This is a genomic window from Ferrovibrio terrae (assembly GCF_943371255.1).
Lineage (GTDB): Bacteria > Pseudomonadota > Alphaproteobacteria > Ferrovibrionales > Ferrovibrionaceae > Ferrovibrio > Ferrovibrio terrae_B.
The window spans coordinates 24,565-49,479 of sequence record NZ_CALRUC010000014.1 but is presented as its reverse complement, the minus strand read 5'-3'; the positions used below and the strand labels follow the sequence as shown (position 1 = coordinate 49,479).

The window sequence follows — 24,915 nt, the reverse complement described above, 5'->3', positions numbered from 1 at the left end:
CATGGCCAAGTCACAAAAGCGCAGCAACCGTGAAATGAAGAAGCCGAAGAAAGTCGTCGCCGCAGTGGTCGAGCCGACGCCGATGAAGGGGTTGCTGGCTTCAGCCACGCCGGCGAAGAAAAAGAAGTGACCCTTTCAGTCCTGGCCATGGCGTCGTCTCATATGGCTAGTCCGTAAGGCTGCGTCATGCGCTTTCTCGGCAGACTGCATGGCCAAGCGACGCTTGCATGTGGGGTAGAGGTGTTCGGGCAGGCCGACTATGACTTCGACGGGTTTATCGGCCCGACCGGTCAGGTCATGGCCAACGGCGAAATTCGGATGTCGCCCGCAATCCTGCGCAGCGTGTTCGGCCGCCGTGACCTGCAGCTGCTGATGGACGGCGGACGCATCGTCAGCCTGCGCTTTAGCGAGCGGAAACTGACGCCCGATGGCGATGCCGCCCATGTCGATATCGACGGCGACCTTCCGTCGGCAGCCGACTGGAGCCATTAGAACCTATTTATCCTGCGCTTTGCATGCGGCGGCTCGCCTGTGCGAAGCCGAGAGGTGTGCATGATCGCAAGACTTCGTCATATCCTCGGTCGCCGATCATTGCCCTGGCATGACGCAGCGCCGGTCAGGGAGGAGCTGTTCGGCGTCGAACGGCTGGAGCAGCATGCCGAAAGCCTTGCCCTTGCCCAGCAGGTAACAGCCAGGCCGCCTGTCGTGTTGTCCCTGCGCACACGGCTTGATGACAATGCCCGGGTTCTGCTGGCGGCGTACCGGGCCGATGCTGCCGAATTGGAAAAAGGCGGCGATGTCGTTCCGGCCGCGGAGTGGTTGCTCGACAACTATCACCTGGTGGAGGAACAGATCCGCGAAATCCGCGATGATCTGCCACCGGGTTATTATCGCCAGCTGCCGAAGCTGGCAGAAGGCCCGTTCGCCGGATACCCCAGAGTCTTCGGCCTCGCCTGGGCCTTTGTCGCCCATACAGACAGTCATTTCGATCCAGATACATTGCGCCGGTTCATCGCTGCCTATCAGCGGGTGCAGCCGCTGACCATCGGCGAACTCTGGGCCGTCGCCATCACCCTGCGCATCGTCCTGATTGAAAACCTGCGCCGGCTGGCCGACCAGATCACGGTGGGGCGCGAAACCCGGGCGAGCGCCGATGCTCTGGCTGACCGGCTGCTCGATCCTGCAAGGATCCGATCGGCACTGGAAGCAGACTTGTCGGCGCAGTCGCTCGAGCCGCTGTCAGAACGGTTCGCGGCCCAGCTTGCCAAGCGGCTGCGCGACCAGGATCCCCGGGCGATGCCGGCCCTGGGATGGCTGGAGCGCCGGCTGGGAGAGCAGGACGTCACGATCGGCGATGTCGTCCAGCATGCCCAGCAAAGACAGGGTGCTTCCAATCTCACAGTGCGCAATGTCATCACCAGCATGCGCCTGATCTCCGACATCGACTGGGCCGATCTGGTCGAAAGCGTCAGCCTGGTCGATCACCGTCTGCGGGCCGGCAGCGATTTCGCCGCCATGGACTTCCCGACCCGCGACCTCTACCGGAAAGCCATCGAGCAGCTCGCCCGTGGCTCATCCTGTTCCGAACTCGAGGTTGTTGATCATACCCTGAAGGCTGCGCGTCTTGCCGTAACCGATGCGATCAATCCCGCCGATGCCGAGCGCATGGGCGATCCCGGCTATCATCTGATCGCCGAGGGACGGTCTGCGCTGGAACGGACGATCGGATTCAGGCCATCGCCGCGGCTTTGGGTCGGCCGGCTGAACACCCGCCTCGGTATTCCCGGCTATGTTGGCGCCATCCTGCTGGTCACCGGCCTGCTTCTGGGCCTGGCCGCACTGGCGATAGAGGTGCCTGGCCTGCATGCCGGCTGGATGGCGCTGTTCCTGGCGGCCGGTTTTCTGCCGGCATCCGAAGTTGCAACGGCGCTGGTCAATCGCGCAGTCATCTGGAGCGCGGGCGCCGTGGCGCTGCCCGGACTCGAACTCAAGGCCGGTATTCCCGCGTCACTGCGCACGCTGGTGGCCGTGCCGACCCTCTTGGTCGATGAAGCGGACCTGCTGGAACAGATCGAACGCCTGGAGGTCCACTATCTTTCCGGCGTCAACGGTGATCTGTATTTTGCGCTTCTGTCGGATGGTGCGGATGCAAACGAAGAAATGCTTGAGAGCGATACGCGTCTGCTCGCCCTGGCCACAGACGCCATTGCCGACCTGAACCGGCGTCACGGGCCGGCGCCCGGCGGGGCCCGCTTTCATCTTCTGCATCGCCGGCGCGTCGTGAATGCGAGCGAAAGCACGTGGATGGGGTGGGAACGCAAGCGCGGCAAGCTGCATGAACTGAATCGGCTGTTACGCGGCGCACCCGATACCACATTCATGCCCGTTGCGGGACAGGCCTCGCAGCTGCCGGAAGACGTGCGATATGTCATCACGCTCGATGCCGATACGAGGCTGCCGCGGGATGCCGCGATGCGCCTGATCGGCAAGATGGCGCATCCACTGAACCGGCCGAGGTTCAGTGTCATCGAGCAGCGTATCGTCAGCGGTTACGGGATTCTGCAGCCACGTGTCACGCCGTCCCTGCCGGTGGGCAGCGAGGGATCGCTCTATCAGCGGATCTTTTCCAGCCCGGGTGGCATCGATCCCTATGCCGCCGCCGCATCCGATGTTTATCAGGACCTGTTCGGAGAAGGATCCTATACCGGCAAGGGCATCTACGATGTTGATGCCTTCGAGGCTGCGCTGTCCGGCCGTATCCCGGAAAACAAGGTGCTCAGCCATGATCTGCTGGAAGGCGTGTATGCGCGGTCCGGTCTGGCCTCCGATATCGAGGTCATCGAGGATTTTCCAGCCCGCTACGATGTCATCGCCAAACGGCAGCACCGGTGGACGCGCGGCGACTGGCAGCTGCTGCCCTGGATATTTGGCCCGCGCGACGGACATCTGGCAGTGCCTACGCTCGGGCGCTGGAAGATGCTCGACAATCTGCGGCGCTCGCTGCTGGCGCCCTTCACGCTGCTGCTGGTTGGCCTGTGCTGGCTGCTGCCGCTGCCGTCCATCCTGCCGGGACTGCTGCTGGCCCTGGCGGTGATCGCCGTGCCGGCATTCCTGCCGGTTCTCTTCGCGCTTCTGCCACCCCGGCCCGGAATCCGCCTGCGCAATCACCTTGGTGCGCTGGGCGGCGATGTGAAAATCGCGGTCACGCAGACACTGCTGTCGATTGCCTTCCTGCCCGATCAGGCCTGGCGGATGGGCGATGCCATCGTCAGGACTCTGACGCGGCTATTCGTGACGCATCGCCAACTGCTGGAATGGACGACGGCGGCAATGTCGGCGGGGAGCCCGCGCCTGAGCCTGGGCGGCTTCTACGGAAAAATGTCCGGCGGTCTGATTCTGGGCGGTCTTCTGGCCGGTGGCGCGGTTGGTCTGATGCCAATGGCATGGCCCTTCGCGCTGCCCTTTGCCGTGCTGTGGCTGACGGCGCCGGCGCTGGCCCTGTGGGTCAGCCGGTCGCCATCGACATCACGGCGGCTCGTGGTCTCGGATACTGAAGCCCGCGACTTGCGTCTCATCGCACGACGGACCTGGCGATATTTCGAGGTTTTCGTCACGCCGTCCGAGACTATGCTGCCGCCGGATAATTTCCAGGAAGATCCGAAGCCGACGGTCGCACACCGGACCTCGCCAACCAATATCGGGCTTTATCTGTTGTCCACCGTGGTGGCCCGGGATTTCGGATGGGCGGGCACAACGGAAACCATCGAGCGGCTGGACGCGACGATGGCGACCCTGCACCGGTTGCCGCGTTTCAAAGGCCATTTCTACAACTGGTATGGCACACAGGATCTGCGGGTGCTTGACCCCGCCTATGTTTCTTCCGTTGACAGCGGCAATCTTGCCGGCCATCTGCTCGCCTTGGCAAATGCCTGCGAGGAGTGGATGGGATCTGGCGCTGCACCGACGGTGCGCACCGGCATCGCCGACACCCTGCTGCTCGCGCAGACCGCACTTGCAGCGCTGCCAGCCGATGGCGGCGAGCGGGGCCAGGAGATTGCTGCACTGCTTGCCGAGATCGATGGCCATCTGAATGGCGGGCTGACGCCTGGCGCGGTTTATCCGACCCTGAGGCGGCTCGCCGAGAAAGCGGCAAGGGCGGCGCTCGAGATTGTGCCGGCGGGTGGCGCAGGCCTGTTCCAGGATCTGGTGTTCTGGATCGAGGCGTTGCGGCGTGTCATCGGCGAGCATGAACGCGACAGGCTGCAACTGGCCGTTTTGCCCCAAGACCTGAATGACCGGTTGCAGGCGATTGCGGCGGCAGCCCGCGAGATGGCGCTCGCCATGGACTTCGCCTTCCTGCTCGATCCGGAACGCAAGCTGCTGTCGATCGGCTATTCCGTTGCCGATAACACCCGCGACACCAGCTGCTACGATCTTCTGGCATCCGAGGCGCGACTGGCCAGCCTGTTTGCGATTGCCAAGGGCGATGTCGCCACCCAGCACTGGTTTCGCCTGGGTCGCGCCTCGACGCCGCTGGGGAATGGCGCCGCGCTGATTTCGTGGTCCGGGTCGATGTTTGAATACCTGATGCCATCGCTTGTCATGCGTGCGCCGGCCGGAAGCCTGCTGGAGCGGACCAACACCCTGGTGGTGGATCGCCAGAAATCCTATGCGCGTACACTGGACATTCCGTGGGGCATATCTGAATCCGCCTATAACGCGCGCGATATGGAATTCACCTATCAGTATTCCAATTTCGGCGTGCCCGGTCTCGGCCTGAAACGCGGCCTGGCCGAGAATGTAGTGATTGCGCCCTATGCCACGGGCCTTGCCACCATGGTCGACCCGCGCGGCGCGCTGCGGAACTACAGCCATCTCGAGAAACTGGGCGCCAGCGGACGGTACGGTTTTTACGAGGCACTCGATTTCACCTGGTCGCGGCTGCCGGATAACACGACGGCCGCCATCGTGCGCAGCTTCATGGCGCATCACCAGGGCATGACCATCGTCGGCATCGCGAATATCCTGCATGACGGAAAAATGCGGAGCCGCTTTCATCGCGAACCGATAATCCAGGCCAGCGAACTGCTGCTGCAGGAACGCATGCCGCGCGGCATAGCCATCGCGCATCCGCGCGCCGAAGAAGTCAAGGTCGCTGCAACCAAGGCCAGGGCCGAAGTGGAGACGGTGCGCCGCATCATCGGAGCGGTGGACGGCGCGCCAGTGACCCACATGCTGTCGAACGGCCGCTATGCCGTGATGCTGACCGCGACAGGGGCGGGCTACAGCCGTTGGCGCGACATCGCCATCACCCGCTGGCATGAGGACGTGACCCGCGATGACTGGGGAACCTTCATATTCCTGCGGGATGTCCGCAGCGGCAAGGCCTGGTCCCCTGCCGCAAAGCCGGCGGGCGTTGGCGGCGAGGGCAATGAAGTCATTTTCGCCGAGAACTGCGCCGAGTTCATCTATCGCGACGAGACGTTGGTCACCGCCATGGATGTTCTGGTGTCCGGCGAGGATGATGGTGAAGTCCGTCGCGTATCACTGACCAACAGTGGCCGGCGTGCGCGCGAGATCGATATCACCTCCTATGCCGAACTGGTTCTGGCAACACCGGCGGCCGACACCGCCCATCCGGCTTTCTCCAAGATGTTTGTGCAGACCGAGTATCTCGCCGAATTCGGTGCGCTGATCGCAACGCGACGCCGGCGCGCACAGGATGAACCCGAGGTCTGGGCGGCGCATTTCGCCGTTGTGGAAGGCGAGGTCTCCGCCGATCCGCAGTATGAGTCCGACCGCGCGCGCTTCATCGGTCGGGGCCGGACCATCGGCACTGCTGCCGCCGTGACAGGCGACGCCACCCTCTCCAATACGGCGGGCACAGTTCTGGATCCGGTATTCGCGCTCCGGCATCGCGTGACGATTGCGCCCGGACAGGTGGCGCGGCTGGCGTTCTGGACTCTGGTCGCATCGTCGCGGACCGAACTTCTGCATCTTATCGACAAGCATCATGACCGCAGCGCCTTCGACCGGGCCAAGACGCTGGCCTGGACCCAGGCCCAGGTCCAGTTGCGACATCTCGATATCGACGCGGAGGAAGCCGCCGACTTCCAGCGCCTGGCCGCACCGATCCTCTATGCCGATCCGCGCTTCCGGGCGCCGTCTGATGCGATCCTGCGCGGCGCCGGTCCGCAGTCGGGCCTGTGGCCGCAGGGGATTTCCGGCGATTGGCCCATCATTCTGCTGCGGATCGACGAGATCGAGGACATCGCCCAGGTCCGGCAGCTGCTGCGGGCCCACGAATACTGGCGCATGAAACGCCTCAGGGTCGACCTGGTCATCGTCAATGAGCGTGCGTCCTCCTATACGCAGGACCTGCAGATCGCCATCGAGACCGCCGTGCGCAGCAGCCAGGCGCGACCGCGTTTTGGCGGCGAGATGGCACGAGGGTCGGTTTACACGCTCCGTGCCGATCTCATTAGCGGTGAGACCCGGGCCCTGCTGCAGTCGGTTGCCCGCGTCGCCCTGATCGCCCGCCGTGGCCCCATCGCAGACCAGCTGGCGCGATTGCCGGCGCCAGCTATCAGCTCCATCACCGAGAGCCGCAAGACTTCATTGGTGGATGCTGCACAGCCGACTCGATTGACGCCGCCTCCTGCGCTCGAATTCTTCAACGGCCTGGGCGGATTCGACAAGGACGGTCGGGAGTATGTAACCGTTCTCGATGCCGGGCAGGTTACGCCAGCACCATGGATCAATGTGATCGCCAACCCCGGTTTCGGGTTCCAGGTCTCGACGGAAGGCAGCGGCTACATCTGGGCTGAAAACAGTCGCGAGAACCAGATCACAGCCTGGTCGAACGATCCCGTCCGCGATCCAGCCGGAGACATGCTGTATGTGCGCGACGAGATCAGTGGCGAGCTGTGGAGCGCCACGGCCCAGCCGATCCGGGATGGCGGAGTTTACACGGCGCGTCATGGTTACGGCTACAGCCGTTTCGAGCATGAAGCTGGTGGCATTGCGCTCGACCTGCTGCAATATGTGCCGCTTGCCGATCCGGTAAAGATATCGCGTCTGACACTTCGGAATCTGTCTGGCAAACCGCGGAGGCTGTCCGTCACGGCCTATGCCGAATGGGTATTGGGCACGGCGCGTGGTGCTTCCGGCCCGTTCATCATCACGGAGATCGACGAGGCGACCGGCGCCATGCTGGCGCGCAATCCCTGGGGTACGGCTTTCTCCGGCCGCGTCGCTTTTGCCGATTTGAGCGGCAGGCAAACCGCCTGGACAGCGGATCGCACCGAATTCCTCGGCCGCAACGGGTCGGTTGCCGTGCCTGCGGGACTGACCGGGAAGGCAGCGCTGTCGGGCGCCACCGGCGCGGGACTCGATCCCTGTGCGGCCCTGCAGGGCATGGTGGAGCTTGGTGTGGGGGAGGAGGTCGAGATCGCCTGGTTTCTCGGCCAATGCGGATCGGCCGACGAAGCCCGGGCCCTGGTTCTGCGCTATCGCGAGGCCGATCTCGATGCGGTGCTGCGTGACGTGACCGATCACTGGCAGACACTGCTGGGGGCCATTCAGGTTAGGACGCCGGATCGCGCGATGGACATCATGCTGAACGGCTGGCTGCTGTATCAGACGCTCGCCTGTCGTGTCTGGGCGCGGTCGGCCTTCTATCAGGCCAGTGGTGCCTATGGGTTCCGTGATCAGCTCCAGGACGGCATGGCCCTGACCTTTGCCATGCCGGATGAAACGCGCCGTCATCTGCTGCGTGCCGCCGGCCGGCAGTTCGTCGAAGGCGATGTCCAGCATTGGTGGCTGCCGTATTCCGGTCAGGGCGTGCGCACGCGGATATCCGATGACCGCGTCTGGCTCGCTTTTGCCGCCGCGACCTATGTGAATACTTCGGGTGATGGGGCTGTTCTCGACGAGATCGTGCCGTTTATCGAGGGGCCTGTTCTGGGCGCAGGCGAACACGATGCCTTCTTCCAGCCGATGGTTGCCGATGAATCGGCCTCACTGTTTGAACATTGCGCACGCGGCCTCGACCAGTGCGTGGCGCTGACCGGCCGACATGGACTGCCGTTGATGGGTACAGGCGACTGGAACGACGGCATGAATCGCGTCGGGCAGGACGGACAGGGCGAAAGCGTTTGGCTGGCCTGGCTGCTGCTGCGGACCATCGATCTCTTTGCGCCACTGGCAGTGCAGCGCGATCCGGACCGGGTGGCACGCTGGCAGGCGCATGCCGCCACGGTGCGGACGGCGCTGGAGCGGCAGGCCTGGGACGGTGCCTGGTATCGCCGTGCGACTTTCGACGACGGGACATGGCTTGGATCGCAGGGCAGCCAGGAATGCCGGATCGATTCCATCGCGCAGTCCTGGGCAGTTCTGTCCGGTAAAGCCGACCCGACACGCGCGATGACAGCGATGGCGTCACTGAAGCAGCAGCTGATCCGTGAGCAGGACGGGCTGGCGCTGCTGTTCACGCCGCCGTTTGACCAGACGTCGCTCGATCCCGGTTACATCAAGGGCTATCCGCCGGGCCTGCGTGAAAACGGCGGGCAATACAGCCATGCCGGGATGTGGGCCATTCTTGCTTTCGCGAAGCTGGGAGATGGTCAGGCAGCAGCCGAGCTGTTCGCCCTGCTCAACCCCATCAATCATGCCCGCACGCCTGATGACGCCGAGCGCTACAAGGTCGAGCCCTATGTGGTTGCCGCCGACGTCTATTCCGTGACGCCGCATATCGGCCGTGGCGGCTGGACCTGGTACACCGGTGCGGCTGGCTGGATGTACCGGGCCGGCATCGAGGGCATTCTGGGTCTGCGCCGCGAAGGCGCCATGCTGATCGTCGAGCCCTGTCTGCCAGAAAGCTGGCCCGGTTTCGAAGCGACCGTGTCGATTGGCTCAGGCCGCTACAACATTCGCACCACCCAGTCATTGTCAGATGGCTGGGACGGTGCGCACGCCATCCTCGACGGTGTGCGGATCGAGTGTGTCGGGAAAGGCTTTGAGCTGCCCTTGGATGGTGGGGAGCACAGCTTGCTGATCTCGATTTAGCTGGTTGTACGCGGCTGCATTTGCGCGGAGACGGGTAGCGGCAGAGCTGTGCACGTCTGACTGCAATCCCGAAAATTTTGGACAACGGCGGCTGCACATACCGAGAATCTGGAAAGATTTATCAATAATAATTTCAATGACTTACTTTGAATATGCGTTCAAAGCTAGCTGCAGTCCGGAGGGGGTTCTGAATGTCGGGACACCCATATCCCGCAACAAGGCGCCCATTTCCTGCAACTGATTGACACAATAGGTGCAAACGCGAGCGGCGGGACTTTAAGAGTTGGACATGGCCGAAATGTGACGCCTAGCCAGGAATGCCTTTGTGCACGGATGGCAAACGTGGCGAACGCATACCGTCGGCTTTTTGTTAAGAGCAGGCCAATAGTTTGCCTGGGCCGATGAATGCACAACCCAGTTTGTCTTGATCGATCTGCCTGTCCCCATATAAAGATGGACAGGTAAGTTCATGGGGGAATTTAAGAATGAAGATTATTTTTGTCGCTGCGGCGGGGATGCTGCTGGCTGCGTGCACTACGCAGATTCATGCGAAGGATGAAACCATCCAGCCCAGCAAGGTGCCGCTCGGCAAATTCAAATACGCTGAACTCAAGCCGCTTATTGTAGAAAAAATGGAGGGCGATTCCAGCGACCAGAAGGCCGTGGAAAAAATCGCAAATGAGTTGGAGGGCTGCTTGAACATGGTCTTCCCCGCGATTAAAGCGGGAAAATCTGTCGCTGACACAGATACCGGGAGACTTCGGATCGAGCCAAGCATCGTCGATCTTAAAAAGGTCAATACCGGTGAGCGCATTTTCGCCGGGGCCCTGGCTGGCAGTTCGGCTGTATTGCTGAAGGTCAAATATACCGATCTGTCGACGCAGCAAGTCGTAGCTGAGCCCATCTTCTATGCCAAAGCGGCCGCGATGGGTGGTGCGTGGACATTCGGGGCCACGGACGGTCTGATGCTGACGCGTGTCGTGGAAAATGCTTGCGACTACGGGCGCAAATACTACTGAGTTCCGCGGCTATTTAGGTAAAGAGCTGAAACACCACCGGCGGTTCCGGAACTGCGGTTTCGTCTGCTGATGTAGCGCAGGCAAAGCTGAGACCCGCCACAGGCAATGCGTGGGTGAGATTCCAGACCTGATTGGGCGTCTCAATGCGCCAGCCCCCCGACATGGGCCCGGCAGCAGCATAGTCCCGGCCATCAGTGACCTGCACCATGCCGATACCCGTCGCCTTGGCGATGGCCTCCCGGCTTGTCCAGATGCGATAGAACTCATCAATGCCGTTTTGACTGCGCTGTTGCTCGCCAGGGCCAAAACCAAGCTTGGCTATTTCGACCAGGTTTCGGTCGCTTTTATGCGTTTCAATATCGATCCCGATCGGACCTCTTGTACTCAGGCCGCAACCGATCCAATCGCCGGAATGGCTGAAGGAAATCCAGATGCTCCGGGATTCCGCGTTTTCCACTTGAGGTTGGCCCGAGGGTGAACGGGAAAAAACCCAGTTTACCGCATCTGGAAATTTCTCTGTTGCCGTAGCCGCGTACCGCAAAAGTGCGCGTGCGACTTGTCCTGCCTGGGACATAGCCAGATCGGTCGGATGTCCCCAGGACGGCAACAATCGCAGTCCCGTCTTAAATCCCGTTATATGAATAATAATCACGCTCAATTCGCGTCCTGCTTACGCCTAGGTTGTGGAATAAATCAAAAGATTATACTAAAACCGTATGCGGGGTTGTAAGAACGCGCCCAGATTAAGGGCTGGTTTTTTGGGGGAAGTAAACATGGCGCGATGGGGTATTCGCGGCGTCACCGGTGTGGTGTTCGCTGTCATGCTGGTAGTGGGCGGCTGTCATCGGGTACAGCCCATTTATAAAGTGGAAGACCATCCCGTTCCAGCTGCGGCGCAGAAAGCCGATCTGGTGACCCTCGAAACGGCCATCTACGAAGCAGCATCGTCCACTGGCTGGCTGGTTGAGAAGGTCAATCCCGGCCTGATGCGCGCGACCCAGAAATGGCGTGAGCATGCGGCCACAGTGGATATCGTCTATTCGCAGAAAAGCTACAGCATCAATTATGCCGGCTCGGCGAACCTCAAGGCGGACCAAGATTTCATTCATCGGCGCTATAACTCTCTTGTCGTCAAGCTTGAACAGGAAATCGAAAGGCGCCTGTACAAAGTAGGGTCTTGAAGTGTCATGTCCGCGCAACTGACTTTTACGGTGCAGGACTGTTACGCGTGGTCGCCCGGGCATGCCGCCCTGGCGGAGCAGGCATCAATGGTGTTGCAGAACAAAAGCATCGCTGGTGAACGCGAGTCAGATGTTGCGCTCCCTGCGATGCTCCGACGCAGGCTGACACCGTCCGGACAGAGGCTTATGAAGGCAGCGCTGTCTTGTGCCGGTGATCGCCAGGATATCCGCTATGTGCTTGCCACCCGCGACGGAGAATTGACGCGTACGCTCAGTATCCTGGCGGCGGTGGCGCAACATGAACTGCCTTCGCCGGCAGATTTCAGCGTATCGGTGCATCATGCCTTGCTCGGCCTGCTGTCGATCCACACCAAGAATAAGACCGGCCACACGGCAGTCTCCGCAGGACCAGACACCTTTGGCTACGGGCTGCTGGAGGCGATAAGCTGCATTGCACAGGATGCTGGCGAGCCTGTCCTGTTGCTGTATTGCGATGAGCCTTTACCGGAACCTTATGCGGCCTTCGAGGATGCGGATACATTGCGTCAGCCACTTATCCTGGCCCTGCTGCTGGACCGGCCGTCTCCTGCAGGCGATGCATTTGGTCTGCACCTCTCGCCCGCACAACCCGGTGTCGCGCGCGTACCCTGCCTGGCCTGCGATTTCCTGGATTTCCTGCTGTCAGATCGCAAGCACCAGGTCGCAGCCGGTGTAGATATGGCATGGGAGTGGTCCCGTGCGGCTTAGGCACCTCGATCGGACCTGGCGTATGCTGGCTACTGGCTTGGCCTTCGTCGCGTTGTTCGGCGGCGGTCCGATCCTGGCGTTGACCGCTTTCTGCATCGTCCGACTGATGATGCTGGAAGAACCAGAACGCGGTGCCCGCGTGCGTTACCTGATCCATCGACTGTTCCAACACTATATCGGCATGCTTCGCAAGCTGCGCGTTATCGACGTGGAGATGGCCGGCGCTGCCAAATTGGCGGAAGGCGGCGGGCGACTGATCGTCGCCAATCACCCTACGCTCCTGGATGTCGTTCTGCTGGTTGCGCTCATTCCGCGTGCGCAATGCGTGGTCAAGTCCGAGTTGTGGGATAGTCTGATGCTCGGCCAGCTCATGCGTGCGGCGGGCTATATCAGCAATGCCCTGCCTGCTGAAGAGATGCTGCTGCTCTGCCGCCAGGCCCTTGAAGCGGGTAACCACCTGATCATCTTTCCCGAAGGTACGCGTAGCAGGCCTGGTGAACCGCTGCGTTTCCGTCGCGGCTTTGCCCACATCGCTACGCTGCTGAATGCTGAAATCCAGCTTGTGGTCCTGCGCTGCAACCCGCCGATGCTGCTCAAGGGTGACAAATGGTGGCAGGTGCCCGCACGGCGCCCACGCTTCCAGATTACAATCGGCAACACCATCACCGCGACGGATATCGGTGTTGAGGAGCATCGTTCGCTCACGACACGCAAGCTCGTTCGTCACCTTGAAGATTATTATGCGGAACAGCTAGCCAATGGATGACCTGGAACTCGAGGTGAAGAAGCTGATTGTTTCCTCCCTGAAACTGGAGGATATCCGGCCGGAAGAAATAGACAGTGAAGAGGCATTGTTCTCGGACGGGCTCGGACTGGATTCCATCGACGCACTCGAGTTGGGTGTGGCGTTGCGCAAGGCTTTCAATGTGAAATTCGATACGGTGACCGAGGAGGTCAAGGCGCACTTTGCCAATGTGCGCAGCCTTGCCCGCTTCATTGCCGCTCAACAGGCGGGGTGATTGCGATGCTGTCTCGTGACGAGATTTTCCTGAAACTGAAGGGTCACTTGGAAGAGATGTTCGAGGTGCCGCCAGAAAAAATCGTGCAGAGTGCACGTCTGTATGAAGACCTTGATCTCGACAGTATCGATGCCGTTGATCTGGTGGTGAAACTTCAGGAGCTGACGGGTCGCAAATTCAAGCCAGAGGAATTTAAGAGCGTCCGAACGGTGGGCGATGTCCTCGATGCTGTTTATGCCCTGGTTGCGTAGCAAGGCTGCCCCGGCAGGTCTGGCAGCCATTTTTCTACTCAGCCTTGCCTATCCCACTATCGTGTATTTCACGCGCGATCACGTGGCACCGTTGGCCTTCATCGGCCTGGCAGAGCTATTGCTCCTGCTGCGGTTTTTGACGCTGCCGGCGCATCAAGCCAGGGAGTGGCGGCCGGTACTGCTGATCGCCCTGGTGCTCTTGCCATTGCTCGCCATGCTCGATGCCGAACTGGCCAGCCGTTTCTACCCGGTATTGCTCAGTCTGACGTTTGCAGCCGTCTTTACCGTTTCGTTATGGCGACCGCCAAGCCTGATCGAGCGGCTGGCGCGCCTGCGTCATGGTGCGCTGCCACCCGAAGGACAGGTCTACTGCCGTCGGCTGACAATGATTTGGGCCGCCTGGCTGATAGCCAATGCGGCCATTGCCGCTGTGCTGGCCATAATGGGTGCTGACGAATACTGGGCGCTGTGGACCGGATTGATCTCGTATGTGGTGATGGGGGCGCTGTTCGCCGGCGACTACATTCTGCGACAGACCATTTATCGGTCTTTCGGTAGGGCATGATGGAAGGCCGGCTGTCCCATCTGCTAATAGATGCGTCTTCTCCGGCGCCGACCATCGCCATCTGTCGCGGACAGCGTAAAAGCCAGGCACAGTTTCGTGCCGATGTCGCCGTCAATGCGGGGCGTCTGCGCCAGCACGGTTGCCGTCGCGGACTCTTGCTGACCGAGGATAGTTACTGGGCGGCAGTCGGGTTGTTCGCCCTGCTGGACGCCGGCTGCGAGATTGTCTTTCCGCCTAACGGCCGGCCCGGCACACTGGAAGCGATGGCCGGCAGTTTTGACTGCCTGGTGAGTGATGAACCACTGCCGCACATACCCAGCCTTGTGCTGCAGGATGGCGGGCCGCTCGATAAACCATCCGACCGTCCACTCGATCCGGCGTCGCCGATCGCTTTCTTTACGTCTGGATCTACCGGCACCGGCAAGCGCGTCGACAAATGCCTGCGTCAACTGGAGCAAGAGGCTGCCGCCATTGAGGCGACATTCGGCACTGCAGTCCCGGTGGCGGCCTGCGTGCATGCCACGGTCAGTCATCAGCATGTCTATGGCCTCGCCTTTCGACTGTGCTGGCCGCTGGCAACAGGACGTGTTTTCGAAGGGCGCACGCATGACATCTGGGAAAGCGTCATGGCTGTTCTGCACGATCGCAGTGTATTGGTAACCAGTCCGGCGCATCTTATGCGGCTGGAAGGTATAGCGCCGCTGCCGGCCAGTCGCCGTCCCAGCCTACTCCTTTCGGCCGGGGCGCCGCTGGCGGCCGAAGCCGCGATAAGGACGGCGCAGCTTTTCGGTGTTCCCGTAACCGAGATTTTCGGCAGCACCGAGACGGGTGCCATTGCTTGGCGCAACCATCACGGGCCTGATGCCGACTGGCAGCCGCTGCCCGGTGTCAAAATTGGCGCCAACACCGATGGCTGCATGGTGGTCCAGGCGCCTTATGTCGACAGCCGTCAGACGAGTGCCGACCTTGTCGAGCTTTTGCCCGGCGGTGGTTTCCATTTCCTTGGGAGGTCTGATCGCGTGGTCAAGATCGAAGGTAAGCGCGTCGATCTGAAACTGGTTGAGCAGACTTTACGCAGCCTGCCGTGGATTAGCGACGCGGCCGTGATTCTGCACGAACCGACGCGACGCGTCGCTGCCGCTGTGACGATGACGGTGGAAGGGCGGGATCAGTTGGCGCAGTTGGGTGCTTTCCGCTTTGGCCGCCTGTTGCAGAAGCAATTATCGGCAACGCAGGAACCGGTGGGCTTGCCTCGCCGATGGCGTTTTGTCGCCGGCCTGCCGATTGCCGCTTTGGGGAAGCGAAGGCAGGCGGATATTGCGGCCCTGTTCGATGCTGCACAGCCGGAGACTGCATCGTGACCGCACGCCCTGTCGAACCGGTTCTGCGACACAGCCAGATCGCGGACGGTGTGGCCGAACTGACACTGTTCATCCCGCTGGACCTCGTGCAATGCGAGGGACATTTCCCCGGCCAGCCAGTGTTGCCCGGCGTGGTGCAGGTCGATTGGGCGGTGATGCTGGCGGGCAGGCATCTGGGACTGACCGTCGATGTCGCACAAAAGCTGCAAGTCAAGTTCCGGCGTATCACACAACCGGGTATGACGGTCGTGCTGCGCCTTCAGCATGTGGCGGCGCGCGGACGTCTGACCTTCGAATACCGGCACGAGGATGACATCCTGTCGTCTGGCAGCATTGCCTTGCCGCCGACAGGGCAGGTTCAGACGTGAAAATCTGCGCTATCATCCCCAGCCATAATCACTGGACGGCGCTGGACGGCGTCCTGACACCGCTGCTTGCTGCCGGTCTGGCAATTTTCATCATCGATGATGGCAGCGCGGAACCGGCCCGGAGCGCCCTCGCGACGAGACACGATCCTACCCGCGATGTCATCGTGCATCGCCTTGCAGTCAATCAGGGCAAGGGTGGCGCGGTGCTGGCGGGTATGGCGCTGGCCAGGGAGGCCGGTTTCACGCATGCGTTGCAGGTCGATGCTGATGGCCAGCATGATCTCGGCAGGCTGACTGATCTGCTGGCGCTCGCCCGGCAGTATCCGCAGGCGCTGGTGACCGGTGTACCGGTCTACGACAATACCATCCCGTTGGGCCGCGCCATCGGCCGCTGGATCACGCATGTCTGGGTCTGGATTGAAACCCTGTCATTCCAGATTCGCGATTCCATGTGCGGATATCGCGTCTATCCGCTGGCCGCCGTATGGGATCTGCAGGCGGATGGCGAGACACTGGGTCAACGGATGGACTTCGATACCGAAATCATGGTGCGGCTGTTCTGGCGCGGCACGCCGGTGGCGCAGTTGCCGGTTCGTGTGACCTATCCACCTGGCAACACTTCAAATTTCGATGTGGTACGCGACAATCTGCGCATCTCAGCCATGCATGCGCGGCTGTTCTTCACCATGCTGTGGTGCCTGCCGCAGGTACTGAAGCATCGGGCTGCACCGCTTTCCGCGGAGCCCATTCACTGGGCACGCTTGTCTGAGCGCGGGCTGTACTGGGGTCTACGGTTCTGTTCAGCGCTTTACCGGCTGCTCGGTCATAGGCTGTCGCATGCTGCGATAGCGCCCATCGTGCTATTCTTTTATCTCACCGGCAACGAACAGCGCCGTACCTCTCGAGAGTTCCTGATTCGCGCGTTTGCGGCGCGTGGCGAAACGCGACAGCCCGGTTTCTGGAGCGGCTACCGTCATTTCTTCAGCTTCGCTGGCCGGACGCTGGATTCCCTGGCGGCCTGGTCGGGCAGTCTGTCGCCGGACAAGATGGATGGCGACGACGCCGACAGTCTGCGGCTGGCGATGGCTGACCCACGTGGCGCCGTGATCATCGTGTCCCATGTCGGCAATATCGAAGTTTCACGCGCATTGATCGATCCTGCCATCCGGCGCCGGCTGCTGGTGCTCGTTCATACCCAACATGCCGCGAACTACAATCGTGTATTGCGCGAGATCAATCCGGAAACTGCACTCAATACATTCCAGGTGACCGATCTTGATGCGGCGACAGCCGTGCTGCTGAAGGAGCGGGTCGACCAAGGTGACTGGATCGTCATTGCCGGCGACCGGGTACCCGTTTCCGGCGACCGGGTCAGCGTTGCACCTTTTCTGGGGCAACCGGCAGCCTTTCCACAGGGGCCATATATTCTTGCCGCGGTCATGGAGTGTCCGCTCTACACGCTGTTCTGCCGGCGCGAGGGGGGGCGTTTCCACCTGACCGGCCGGCGGTTGGCCGATCGGGTGACATTGCCACGCGGACAGCGTATGGAGGCACTGGATGGATATGCGGGCGCCTTTGCGCGCGAGCTGGAGGAGCAGGCGCTGCTGGATCCTTTCCAGTGGTATAATTTCTTCGATTTCTGGGCGATGAAAAAGGACGCAGTGACATCATGATCTCCGCCGAGGTGGTCATTCAGCCGCAGTTTTACGATCTCGATCCGATGAACGTGGTCTGGCACGGCAATTATCCGCGCTTCCTCGAACAGGCCCGCTGCGTCCTGCTGGACAGGATCGGCTACAATTACGAACAGATGCTGGAATCCGGCTTTGCCTGGCCGATTGTCGATATGCAGATCAAGTATGTCCGTCCGATCCGCTTCGCCCAGGCCATAGTGGTGCGCGCCACGCTGACCGAATACGAGAATCGTGCCTGCATTGATTATCGCATTCTCGATCAGGCCAGTGGTGAGGTCGTCACCAAGGCTCGCACGGTGCAGCTCGCCGTTGCGGCCGAGACCGGTGAACTGCAATTCGTCTCGCCGCCGGCCTTTGTCGAAAAGGTCAGGGCCCTGCTGTGAGCATCCTGCTGCGCCTCTGTTTAACCACTCTGCTGCTTCTTGTGGCCTTGCCGGACGCACGCGCGGCCGAGCGGCTTGGCGACTTCACCGATGGCCAGGTCCTGCAGGGCCGCTTTGTGCAGTTGCGCCAGCTCAGCGGCTTTCCCGCGCCGCTGAAAAGCGAGGGGCGTTTCATCCTGGTGGCGGGCCGCGGTCTCATCTGGCAGGCGGAAACGCCGTTCGCCGTCACCACGGTGATCAGCCCGGCCGGTCTGGTGCAGGAGGCGGGGGGCGTCGAGACCATGCGTCTGCCGGCGGCGCGGCTGCCTTTCATTGCCCGGCTTTACGCCATGCTGGGCGGCGCACTGAGTGGCGACTGGCAGGGGCTTGAAGAGGCCTTCACGGTGGCCCGCGAGGGCAGCGACACTGCCTGGAACCTGCGGCTGCTGCCACGCAAGGCGGGCGACGCGGCGATTCCGTTCCGTGAGATTCTGATCCAGGGCGGCCAGTTTGCCGATCGGGTCGAGATCGTGAAGCCCGATGGCGACCGTGACATCCTGACTTTTCTGGATCAACGCCTTTCCGGCCAGCCGTTGTCGGCCGAAGACATGCAGCTACTCGACATGGCGGGACGCCGTTGATGCGTATGTTTGCGGTACTGTGGCTGGCGGTTGTGCTGCTGTCCGGGCTGTATCTTGGCTATCGCTTTCATGAAGGGGCGCTGTTTCGCACCGACCTGACCGCCTTGCTGCCGCAGGACGAGCGCAACCCGGTTCTGCAGAAGGCCAGTGACACCGTCACCAAGGCGCTGAGCCGGCGTGTTCTGTTCATGATTGGCCACAGCGATCGCGCGGCAGCCCGCGCTGCTGCTCTGCAGTTTTCAGCCGATCTGGTGTCACGTGGCGTCGTCGAGCGGTTTGACTCACAGTTCGATGCGGAACGCGTCGTCCGGTTGGGGCAGCAGTATTTCCCTTATCGTAATGGATTGCTGTCGGAACGACACCGGGCATTGCTGCTGCAGGGGCAGGGCGAGCGACTGGCGGTGAGTGCCCTCTCGCAGGTCTTCGGTTTTGTCGGCATGGCCGATGCCGCGCTGTTGCGGCAGGACCCTTTCCTGCTGCTGCCAGGCTTCATTGCCGATCTGCCGTTTCCGGCCTCGCGCCTGGTGGTGGATGACGGCTATCTCACTGTAGTCGACCAGGGTGTCACCTGGATCGCACTCACTGGGTTGATCACTGGCGAATCCATGGCGCTCGCTACGCAACAGCACCTGGTTGATGCGGTGGGCGAATCAGAAGGCAAACTCAAGGCAGCGGAGCCAGCGCTGCAGTTGCGCCGCCTGGGCGCCGTCTTCTTCGGTCATGCCGGTGCCTCCGTTGCACTGGATGAAGCATCCTGGCTAGGCGGCATGTCGCTGATCGGCACGGTCCTGCTGATCCTGGTGGTGTTTCGGCGCATCGGTCCCTTGCTGCACAATCTGCTGGCCCTTGCAGTTGGCAGTGCGGTGGCATTGGCGGTCAGTTTCCTGATTTTCGAGGAATTGCATGTTGCCATTCTGCTGTTCGGCACCAGTCTGATCGGCGTCGCTGTCGATTATGGCCTGCATTACAGTGCCAGCCTCTTTGATCCCGGGATGCGACGCCCGGCCGAGCGGCTGGCGCATGTGCGCACGGCCATCACGTTGGGCCTGGCAACCACACTGATCGGCTATGCCACGCTGCTGCTGGCGCCGTTTCCGGGCCTGCATCAGTTGGCAGTCTTTGCAGTGGTTGGACTGATCGCCGCTTTCCTGACGGTGATCCTGTGGATTCCGCTGCTCGATCGCGACCGCACGCTGCGGCATGGCACAGCCATGCTGCATGCCGCTTCTGCACTGTGGCGCTTCTGGGCCACGCCGCGCCTGCGGCCGTTGCACCATGCCCTGCTGGCCATTTTCGTGTTGATCGGCGTTATCGGTTGGCTGCAGCTGGAGGTCGATGACGATGTGCGTCACATGCAGGCACTGTCGCCAGCATTGCTGAAAGAGCAGGCGGATATCCAGCGCCTGACCGGAGCGGCACCCGCAGCGCAGTTCCTGCTGATCAAGGCGGCCGATGACGAGGCTGCACTGCAGCGTGAGGAGGCCATCATGCCGGCGCTGGAGGCGATGAGGGACAGCGGCCAGATTTCCAGCTATCAGGCGCCGGCCAGCTATGTGCCTTCGGCCGCACGCCAGCGCGAAAATGCGCAGCTGCGCGCCACACAACTCGATGCCGCCATGCGGCAGGCGCAGTATTCCCGGCTTGGACTGCCGGCGCCAGAAGAGGCTGTGCCCGCGCAGGACGTGTTGACGCTGGACGAGGCGCTGCAGCGCGATGCGGTGCCTTACCTGAAGGACATGGTCGTCGCGTCCGGCCTGCACACCATTACCCTGCATGGCCTGAAAGATGCCGGGGTGCTGCGCACGGCTTTCGCCGGCATTGCCGATCTGTGGGTGGTCGATCCGGTGACGGATTTCAACGCCTTGCTCGGCCGCTATCGCGATCGCGCGGTGATACTGATCGCCATTTCTGCACTGCTGATGCTGCTGCCGCTGTTCTGGCGCTACGGCCTGCGCGATGGTCTGCGCGTGATGGTGCCGCCTGCCGCGGCATTGCTGCTGACGCCGGCGGTCCTCGCTCTGCTGGGTCAGCGGTTCACGTTTTTCCATGCCATGGCGATGATCCTGGTGCTGTCGATCAGCGTCGATTACGCCATCTTCTGCGCCGAGGGTGAGGCCGACCATCATTCGATCATCATGCTGGCAATCTGGCTGGTCACCTTCACGACGCTGTTGTCTTTCGGCATGCTGGCTTTCAGCGAAGTCGCCGTGGTGCATGGCTTCGGCCTCACCATGCTGGTCGGCATGTGCATCGCGCTGTTCCTGGCGCCGCTGGCGCGGCGCCGGACTGTAGAGGCGACATGATGCGGCGTGTTGCTTTTCCTGTGCTGTTGGTCTTGCTGCTGGCCGGTTGCGCCACCACGCCCCCGCCGGTCTCGCCGGAGGAAGCGGCCCGGCCGATGATCGCGCCGAAGCAGATGCTGACCTTGCCGCGGCCTGCCGATCTGGGCCGCAGCGTGCAGGCCGTGCAGCTGATCACCTTCCGTCGCGACGACCAGACCCTGGTTTTCGAAGGCCATCTCAGTATCACGCCGGAACGGCTGCTGTTGGTCGGTATCGATTCCCTCGGCCGGCGCACCATGACGCTGACCTGGACAGAAACCGGCCTGACTGCCGAGGCGGCGCCGTGGCTGCCGCCAGCAGTGCGTCCCGGCAGCATGCTGGCGGATATCGTGCTGCTTTACTGGCCTGCAGCGGCCATCCGTGCCAGCCTGCCGCCGGGCGGTGAATTGATAGAGAGCAGCAACCGGCGCCAAATCGTACTGGACGGCAATACGATCCTCGACATTCGTTACGGCTTTGACATTGGCCGGCGTTGGAGCGGCCGGTTGCGCTATGCCAATTTCTCCTGGGGCTACGAGATTGAAGTCCAGTCCGAGGAGTCTGGCCCATGACATCGCAATCCCTGGGTATTCCTGCCATCGGCGTGGCGACTCCGCTCGGCATTGGCAAGGACACGAATGCAGTGGCGCTGTTTGCGGGTTCCCGCGCTGGACTGATACAGCGTGACGACCTGCTGCCGGGCCGTAGCCTGCATGTGGGTGCAGTGACGGCAGCATTGCCATCACTGCCGGCGGCACTGGCATCCTGGGACTGTCGAAATAATCGCCTGATGATGGTCGCGCTGCAGGAAATCGCCGACGATGTTCGGCTTGCGGCAGAGCGGTATGGCCGGCACCGTATTGGCGTGATCATGGGGACCAGCACCGGTGGCATCGCCGAGGGCGAAGCGGCCTTTGCGGCGTATCAGCGGAATGGCGAGTGGCCGGCTGGTTTCCACTACCGTCATCAGGAAGCGGGCAGCCTGGGCCGCTTCGCTGCCACAGCTCTCGATCTGGCTGGGCCTGCCTATACAGTGGTCACTGCCTGCTCTTCCAGTGGCAAGGTCTTCGCGTCAGCCCGCCGGCTGATCCGGGCCGGTGTGATCGATGCGGCCGTGGTCGGCGGTGCCGATACGCTCTGCCGCATGACCATCGGCGGCTTTTCGGCACTGGAGGCGGTGGCGACCGGCCATTGCAACCCTTTCAGTGTACATCGTGACGGTATCAATATCGGCGAAGCGGCAGCGGCCTTCCTGGTCACACGTGATTCTGCGCCAGTCCAGCTATGCGGTATCGGCGAGGGATCCGATGCGCATCATATCAGCGCGCCCGATCCCGAAGGCCATGGGGCCGCGATGGTCATGCGCCGCGCGCTGACCGATGCAGGTCTGGCGCCTGGTGACATTGCCTATATCAACCTGCATGGCACCGGAACCGCATTGAACGACGCCATGGAATCCAAGGCTGTGCAGTCCGTGTTCGGTAACGGCATTGCTTGCAGTTCCACCAAGGGCATGACCGGCCATACGCTGGGGGCGGCTGGTGCCTGCGAGGCAGCCTTCCTCTGGCTGACCCTGCATCCCGACTGGAATCCGAAAGGCTTTCTGCCGCCGCATCTGTGGGATGGCATCGCCGATCCGGCGTTGCCGCGACTGGCGCTTACAGCGGTCGGTGGAAGCCTGCCAAATTACGGCGCGCCGGCGGCGCTGATCAGTAACTCCTTTGCTTTCGGCGGCAGCAATCTGGCGCTTTTGTTCGCGCGTGGAGGCTTGCCGTGAAGCCCTGTCCCTATCCGGTGGCGCGGTTGCTGCCGCATGCGGCGCCGATGCTGCTGCTGGACGAGGCCATTGCCTGGGACGAAGAGGCCATGCAGGCCGGCGTTACGGTGCGGGAAGGACTTTTCTTCCGCCCCGGTTTTGGCATGCCCGCGCATGTCGCTCTCGAATGGATGGCGCAGACCTGCGGTGCCTATATCGGTGTTCTGGCGCTCGACCGGAAGCAGCCAGTGCGGATCGGCTACCTGCTGGGGACGCGCGACTTCCAGTGCGATCGTGCATGGTTCGCCTCCGGTGAGAGCCTGCATATCCATGCTCGTCTGCTGTTCCGCGACGACGAAATGGGTGTTTTCGACTGCAGCGTAACAGATGCTGCGACCGGCCTGTCATTGGCCCGGGCGCAACTGACCGTATATCAGCCTGCCGAAGGGAGCCTTGTTCCGCGACCGGACGGGCCGGAAGGAGTACTGACATGACGCGAACCATACTTGTCACCGGCGCCAGCAAGGGCATCGGACGGGCCATCGCCCTGCGGCTGGCCCGGGATGGTTTCCGCATCGTGGTGCATTACGGCGGCGACCACGCTGGTGCCGCAGAGACCCTGCAGACCCTGCAGGCTGCAGGCGGCGAGGGCCGTCTGCTCGGCTTCGATATTTCCGACCGGGCGGTGACGCAGCAGGCGCTGGAGGCGGATACGCAGGCGCATGGCGTTTATTACGGTGTCGTGCTCAATGCCGGCATCGCCCGCGATGCCGCATTCCCCGCATTGTCCGATGATGACTGGGATTCGGTCCTGCGGACCAATCTCGACAGCTTCTACAACATCCTGAAACCGCTGAGCATGCTGATGGTGTCGGCGCGGCTGGGTGGTCGAATCGTCACGCTGTCTTCGGTTTCCGGTCTGATCGGCAATCGCGGGCAAGTGAACTACAGTGCGGCGAAGTCCGGCATCATTGGTGCGACCAAGGCATTGGCCGTGGAGCTGGCCAAGCGCAATATTACCGTGAACTGCGTGGCGCCGGGTCTGGTGGAAACCCAGATGACCAAGGATGTGCCGATGGCAGAAGCCCTGAAGCTGGTGCCAATGAACCGGGCCGGCCGGCCGGAAGAGGTGGCTGCTGCGGTTTCCTTCCTCTGCTCGGATGAGGCCAGCTATATCACCCGCCAGGTGATTTCGGTGAATGGGGGAATGATCTGATGCGTCGCGTCGCTATTACCGGCATGGCCGGTGTCACTGCGCTGGGCGAAGATTGGGCCGGAATCCGTGACCGTATGATGCGCGGTGAGACGGCCGTGCGCACCATGGCAGACTGGGACCGCTATGCCGGTATTAACACACGGCTGGCAGCCCCGCTGCCCAGCTTTACTGGAGCCGACCATTATCCGCGCAAGAAAATGCGCACCATGGGCGCTGTTGCGCGCATGAGCGTCTATGCCACCGAACGCGCATTGCAGGATGCCGGCCTCCTCGGCGATCCGGTGGTGCGCAACGGCCGCACCGGTATCGCTTATGGCTCTTCCTTCGGCAGTCCGGCGCCGGTTATCGGCTTCGCTGAGCTGATGACTCAAGGGCATTCGCGCACGCTTAACGCAACGACCTACATTCAGCTCATGAGCCATACGGCGGCGGTAAATATTGGCCTCTTTTTTGAAATCACCGGCCGTATTATTCCCACTTCAAGTGCCTGTACATCCGGCAGCCAGGCCATCGGTTATGCCATGGAGGCGATCCGCAGCGGCAAGGCCGATGTCATGATTGCCGGTGGAGGAGAAGAGCTCGATGTCACTCAGGCCGCCGTTTTTGATACCCTGTTTGCGACATCGACGCGCAATGATCGTCCGCAGACCACGCCGCGACCATATGATCGCGAGCGCGACGGCCTGGTGATCGGAGAGGGTGCGGCTACCCTGATCCTGGAAGACTATGACCGCGCCGTCGCGCGTGGTGCACGCATCCATGCCGAAGCCGTGGGATTCGCCACCAATTCAGACGGAAACCATGTTACCCAGCCACAGGCTTCCACAATGGAGTTGGCCCTACGCATGGCACTGGAGGATGCCGGATTGCAAGTCGGTGACATCGGTGCGGTGAATGGCCATGGCACCGCGACGGAATGGGGTGACATCGCCGAGACGAAGGCGACCTTCGATGTTTTCGGCGACAAGACGCCGCTTCATTCCCTGAAGAGTTATTTTGGACACACGCTTGGTGCGTGCGGCGCGATAGAAGCCTGGCTGGCCATCGAGATGATGCGCGATGGTGTGCTGTATCCAACCATGAATCTCGTCAATGTCGATGATCGCTGCGCGCCATTGGATTACGTGATGGGGGAGGCGCGGCGTCACGCACATGATCACGTGATGTCCAATAATTTTGCATTTGGCGGGATCAATACATCCCTGATTTTCAGAGCAGTCTGACCATATTTCGAATCCTACCAATAAAACTCATAAATGAACGCGAGCAAGAAAAGCAAGGGTAGGGCAACGTATAGCCAGCGCAATGGCAAAGTCCTATTCGTAGATAATCCCGATAAGAATAAGAT

At 61.7% G+C, this 24,915-nt stretch carries 22 protein-coding genes; 21 read left to right on the top strand and 1 reads right to left on the bottom strand.

The annotated features are described in order from the left end of the window. The first annotated feature begins 1 nt into the window (after position 1). From AAG799_RS05375 to AAG799_RS05360, 4 genes are all read left to right on the top strand, one after another. Positions 2 to 130, top strand: coding sequence for a hypothetical protein (locus AAG799_RS05375; RefSeq protein WP_341894773.1), 129 nt, complete (start codon positions 2 to 4; stop codon positions 128 to 130). A 56-nt stretch (positions 131 to 186) separates the two neighbouring features. Further along, the gene (locus AAG799_RS05370; RefSeq protein ID WP_341894772.1) at positions 187 to 492 is read left to right on the top strand and encodes a hypothetical protein; all 306 of its coding nucleotides are present in this window, start codon (positions 187 to 189) and stop codon (positions 490 to 492) included. A gap of 60 nt (positions 493 to 552) precedes the next feature. Then, positions 553 to 9,066 carry a glucoamylase family protein gene (locus AAG799_RS05365; protein ID WP_341894771.1) on the top strand — a complete coding sequence of 2,838 codons (8,514 nt, stop codon included), beginning with the start codon at positions 553 to 555 and terminating at the stop codon, positions 9,064 to 9,066. A 485-nt stretch (positions 9,067 to 9,551) separates the two neighbouring features. Beyond that, positions 9,552 to 10,085, top strand: coding sequence for a hypothetical protein (locus AAG799_RS05360; RefSeq protein WP_341894770.1), 534 nt, complete (start codon positions 9,552 to 9,554; stop codon positions 10,083 to 10,085). A gap of 13 nt (positions 10,086 to 10,098) precedes the next feature. On the opposite strand, the gene AAG799_RS05355 is transcribed toward AAG799_RS05360, so the two are convergent. Beyond that, positions 10,099 to 10,737 carry a 4'-phosphopantetheinyl transferase superfamily protein gene (locus AAG799_RS05355; protein ID WP_341894783.1) on the bottom strand — a complete coding sequence of 213 codons (639 nt, stop codon included), beginning with the start codon at positions 10,735 to 10,737 and terminating at the stop codon, positions 10,099 to 10,101. A gap of 121 nt (positions 10,738 to 10,858) precedes the next feature. On the opposite strand from AAG799_RS05355, the gene AAG799_RS05350 reads away from it, so the two are divergent. Genes AAG799_RS05350 through AAG799_RS05270 form a run of 17 tightly spaced genes read left to right on the top strand, consistent with a single transcriptional unit; the run spans position 10,859 to position 24,790 of the window. Next, complete coding sequence (locus AAG799_RS05350; RefSeq protein ID WP_341894769.1) at positions 10,859 to 11,266, top strand: hypothetical protein; 408 nt, start codon at positions 10,859 to 10,861, stop codon at positions 11,264 to 11,266. A gap of 6 nt (positions 11,267 to 11,272) precedes the next feature. Next, entirely contained in the window at positions 11,273 to 12,013 is a 741-nt protein-coding gene (locus AAG799_RS05345) for a beta-ketoacyl synthase chain length factor (RefSeq protein ID WP_341894768.1), read from the top strand. Positions 12,014 to 12,050: 37 nt separating this feature from the next. Next, positions 12,051 to 12,779, top strand: a complete 729-nt coding sequence (locus AAG799_RS05340; RefSeq protein WP_341894767.1) for a lysophospholipid acyltransferase family protein — start codon at positions 12,051 to 12,053, stop codon at positions 12,777 to 12,779. Further along, positions 12,772 to 13,032, top strand: coding sequence for a phosphopantetheine-binding protein (locus AAG799_RS05335; protein ID WP_341894766.1), 261 nt, complete (start codon positions 12,772 to 12,774; stop codon positions 13,030 to 13,032). Before AAG799_RS05340 ends, AAG799_RS05335 begins: the two co-directional genes overlap by 8 nt. 5 nt (positions 13,033 to 13,037) lie before the next feature. Then, positions 13,038 to 13,283, top strand: coding sequence for an acyl carrier protein (locus AAG799_RS05330; RefSeq protein ID WP_341894765.1), 246 nt, complete (start codon positions 13,038 to 13,040; stop codon positions 13,281 to 13,283). Further along, entirely contained in the window at positions 13,258 to 13,848 is a 591-nt protein-coding gene (locus AAG799_RS05325; protein WP_341894764.1) for a hypothetical protein, read from the top strand. The genes AAG799_RS05330 and AAG799_RS05325 overlap by 26 nt, the downstream gene beginning before the upstream one ends. Beyond that, positions 13,848 to 15,209, top strand: coding sequence for an AMP-binding protein (locus tag AAG799_RS05320; RefSeq protein ID WP_341894763.1), 1,362 nt, complete (start codon positions 13,848 to 13,850; stop codon positions 15,207 to 15,209). The genes AAG799_RS05325 and AAG799_RS05320 overlap by 1 nt, the downstream gene beginning before the upstream one ends. After that, positions 15,206 to 15,577 carry a hypothetical protein gene (locus AAG799_RS05315; RefSeq protein ID WP_341894762.1) on the top strand — a complete coding sequence of 124 codons (372 nt, stop codon included), beginning with the start codon at positions 15,206 to 15,208 and terminating at the stop codon, positions 15,575 to 15,577. The genes AAG799_RS05320 and AAG799_RS05315 overlap by 4 nt, the downstream gene beginning before the upstream one ends. Then, a complete protein-coding gene (locus AAG799_RS05310; protein ID WP_341894761.1) occupies positions 15,574 to 17,250 on the top strand; it encodes a glycosyltransferase in 1,677 nt (558 codons plus the stop codon). The genes AAG799_RS05315 and AAG799_RS05310 overlap by 4 nt, the downstream gene beginning before the upstream one ends. After that, entirely contained in the window at positions 17,247 to 17,654 is a 408-nt protein-coding gene (locus tag AAG799_RS05305) for an acyl-CoA thioesterase (RefSeq protein WP_341894760.1), read from the top strand. Before AAG799_RS05310 ends, AAG799_RS05305 begins: the two co-directional genes overlap by 4 nt. Further along, on the top strand, positions 17,651 to 18,274 hold the full coding sequence (locus AAG799_RS05300) for a LolA-related protein (protein ID WP_341894759.1): 624 nt from the start codon (positions 17,651 to 17,653) through the stop codon (positions 18,272 to 18,274). Before AAG799_RS05305 ends, AAG799_RS05300 begins: the two co-directional genes overlap by 4 nt. Then, positions 18,274 to 20,577: a hypothetical protein gene (locus AAG799_RS05295; RefSeq protein ID WP_341894758.1), complete on the top strand. Its 2,304-nt coding sequence runs from the start codon at positions 18,274 to 18,276 to the stop codon at positions 20,575 to 20,577. Before AAG799_RS05300 ends, AAG799_RS05295 begins: the two co-directional genes overlap by 1 nt. Then, on the top strand, positions 20,574 to 21,167 hold the full coding sequence (locus tag AAG799_RS05290; protein WP_341894757.1) for a DUF3261 domain-containing protein: 594 nt from the start codon (positions 20,574 to 20,576) through the stop codon (positions 21,165 to 21,167). Before AAG799_RS05295 ends, AAG799_RS05290 begins: the two co-directional genes overlap by 4 nt. Continuing rightward, positions 21,164 to 22,372: a beta-ketoacyl-[acyl-carrier-protein] synthase family protein gene (locus AAG799_RS05285; RefSeq protein ID WP_341894756.1), complete on the top strand. Its 1,209-nt coding sequence runs from the start codon at positions 21,164 to 21,166 to the stop codon at positions 22,370 to 22,372. Before AAG799_RS05290 ends, AAG799_RS05285 begins: the two co-directional genes overlap by 4 nt. Further along, positions 22,369 to 22,845 carry a hypothetical protein gene (locus AAG799_RS05280; protein WP_341894755.1) on the top strand — a complete coding sequence of 159 codons (477 nt, stop codon included), beginning with the start codon at positions 22,369 to 22,371 and terminating at the stop codon, positions 22,843 to 22,845. Before AAG799_RS05285 ends, AAG799_RS05280 begins: the two co-directional genes overlap by 4 nt. After that, complete coding sequence (locus AAG799_RS05275; protein ID WP_341894754.1) at positions 22,842 to 23,567, top strand: 3-ketoacyl-ACP reductase FabG2; 726 nt, start codon at positions 22,842 to 22,844, stop codon at positions 23,565 to 23,567. The genes AAG799_RS05280 and AAG799_RS05275 overlap by 4 nt, the downstream gene beginning before the upstream one ends. Beyond that, a complete protein-coding gene (locus tag AAG799_RS05270; RefSeq protein ID WP_341894753.1) occupies positions 23,567 to 24,790 on the top strand; it encodes a beta-ketoacyl-ACP synthase in 1,224 nt (407 codons plus the stop codon). The genes AAG799_RS05275 and AAG799_RS05270 overlap by 1 nt, the downstream gene beginning before the upstream one ends. Positions 24,791 to 24,915 lie beyond the last annotated feature (125 nt).

Excerpts from the sequence above, each read along its gene's own strand:
- AAG799_RS05375 (WP_341894773.1), top strand. The coding sequence starts at position 2 with ATGGCCAAGTCACAAAAGCGCAGCAACCGTGAAATGAAGAAGCCGAAG.
- AAG799_RS05370 (WP_341894772.1), top strand. The coding sequence starts at position 187 with ATGCGCTTTCTCGGCAGACTGCATGGCCAAGCGACGCTTGCATGTGGG.
- AAG799_RS05365 (WP_341894771.1), top strand. The coding sequence starts at position 553 with ATGATCGCAAGACTTCGTCATATCCTCGGTCGCCGATCATTGCCCTGG.
- AAG799_RS05360 (WP_341894770.1), top strand. The coding sequence starts at position 9,552 with ATGAAGATTATTTTTGTCGCTGCGGCGGGGATGCTGCTGGCTGCGTGC.
- AAG799_RS05350 (WP_341894769.1), top strand. The coding sequence starts at position 10,859 with ATGGCGCGATGGGGTATTCGCGGCGTCACCGGTGTGGTGTTCGCTGTC.
- AAG799_RS05345 (WP_341894768.1), top strand. The coding sequence starts at position 11,273 with ATGTCCGCGCAACTGACTTTTACGGTGCAGGACTGTTACGCGTGGTCG.
- AAG799_RS05335 (WP_341894766.1), top strand. The coding sequence starts at position 12,772 with ATGGATGACCTGGAACTCGAGGTGAAGAAGCTGATTGTTTCCTCCCTG.
- AAG799_RS05330 (WP_341894765.1), top strand. The coding sequence starts at position 13,038 with ATGCTGTCTCGTGACGAGATTTTCCTGAAACTGAAGGGTCACTTGGAA.
- AAG799_RS05325 (WP_341894764.1), top strand. The coding sequence starts at position 13,258 with ATGCTGTTTATGCCCTGGTTGCGTAGCAAGGCTGCCCCGGCAGGTCTG.
- AAG799_RS05320 (WP_341894763.1), top strand. The coding sequence starts at position 13,848 with ATGGAAGGCCGGCTGTCCCATCTGCTAATAGATGCGTCTTCTCCGGCG.
- AAG799_RS05305 (WP_341894760.1), top strand. The coding sequence starts at position 17,247 with ATGATCTCCGCCGAGGTGGTCATTCAGCCGCAGTTTTACGATCTCGAT.
- AAG799_RS05295 (WP_341894758.1), top strand. The coding sequence starts at position 18,274 with ATGCGTATGTTTGCGGTACTGTGGCTGGCGGTTGTGCTGCTGTCCGGG.
- AAG799_RS05290 (WP_341894757.1), top strand. The coding sequence starts at position 20,574 with ATGATGCGGCGTGTTGCTTTTCCTGTGCTGTTGGTCTTGCTGCTGGCC.
- AAG799_RS05285 (WP_341894756.1), top strand. The coding sequence starts at position 21,164 with ATGACATCGCAATCCCTGGGTATTCCTGCCATCGGCGTGGCGACTCCG.
- AAG799_RS05275 (WP_341894754.1), top strand. The coding sequence starts at position 22,842 with ATGACGCGAACCATACTTGTCACCGGCGCCAGCAAGGGCATCGGACGG.
- AAG799_RS05270 (WP_341894753.1), top strand. The coding sequence starts at position 23,567 with ATGCGTCGCGTCGCTATTACCGGCATGGCCGGTGTCACTGCGCTGGGC.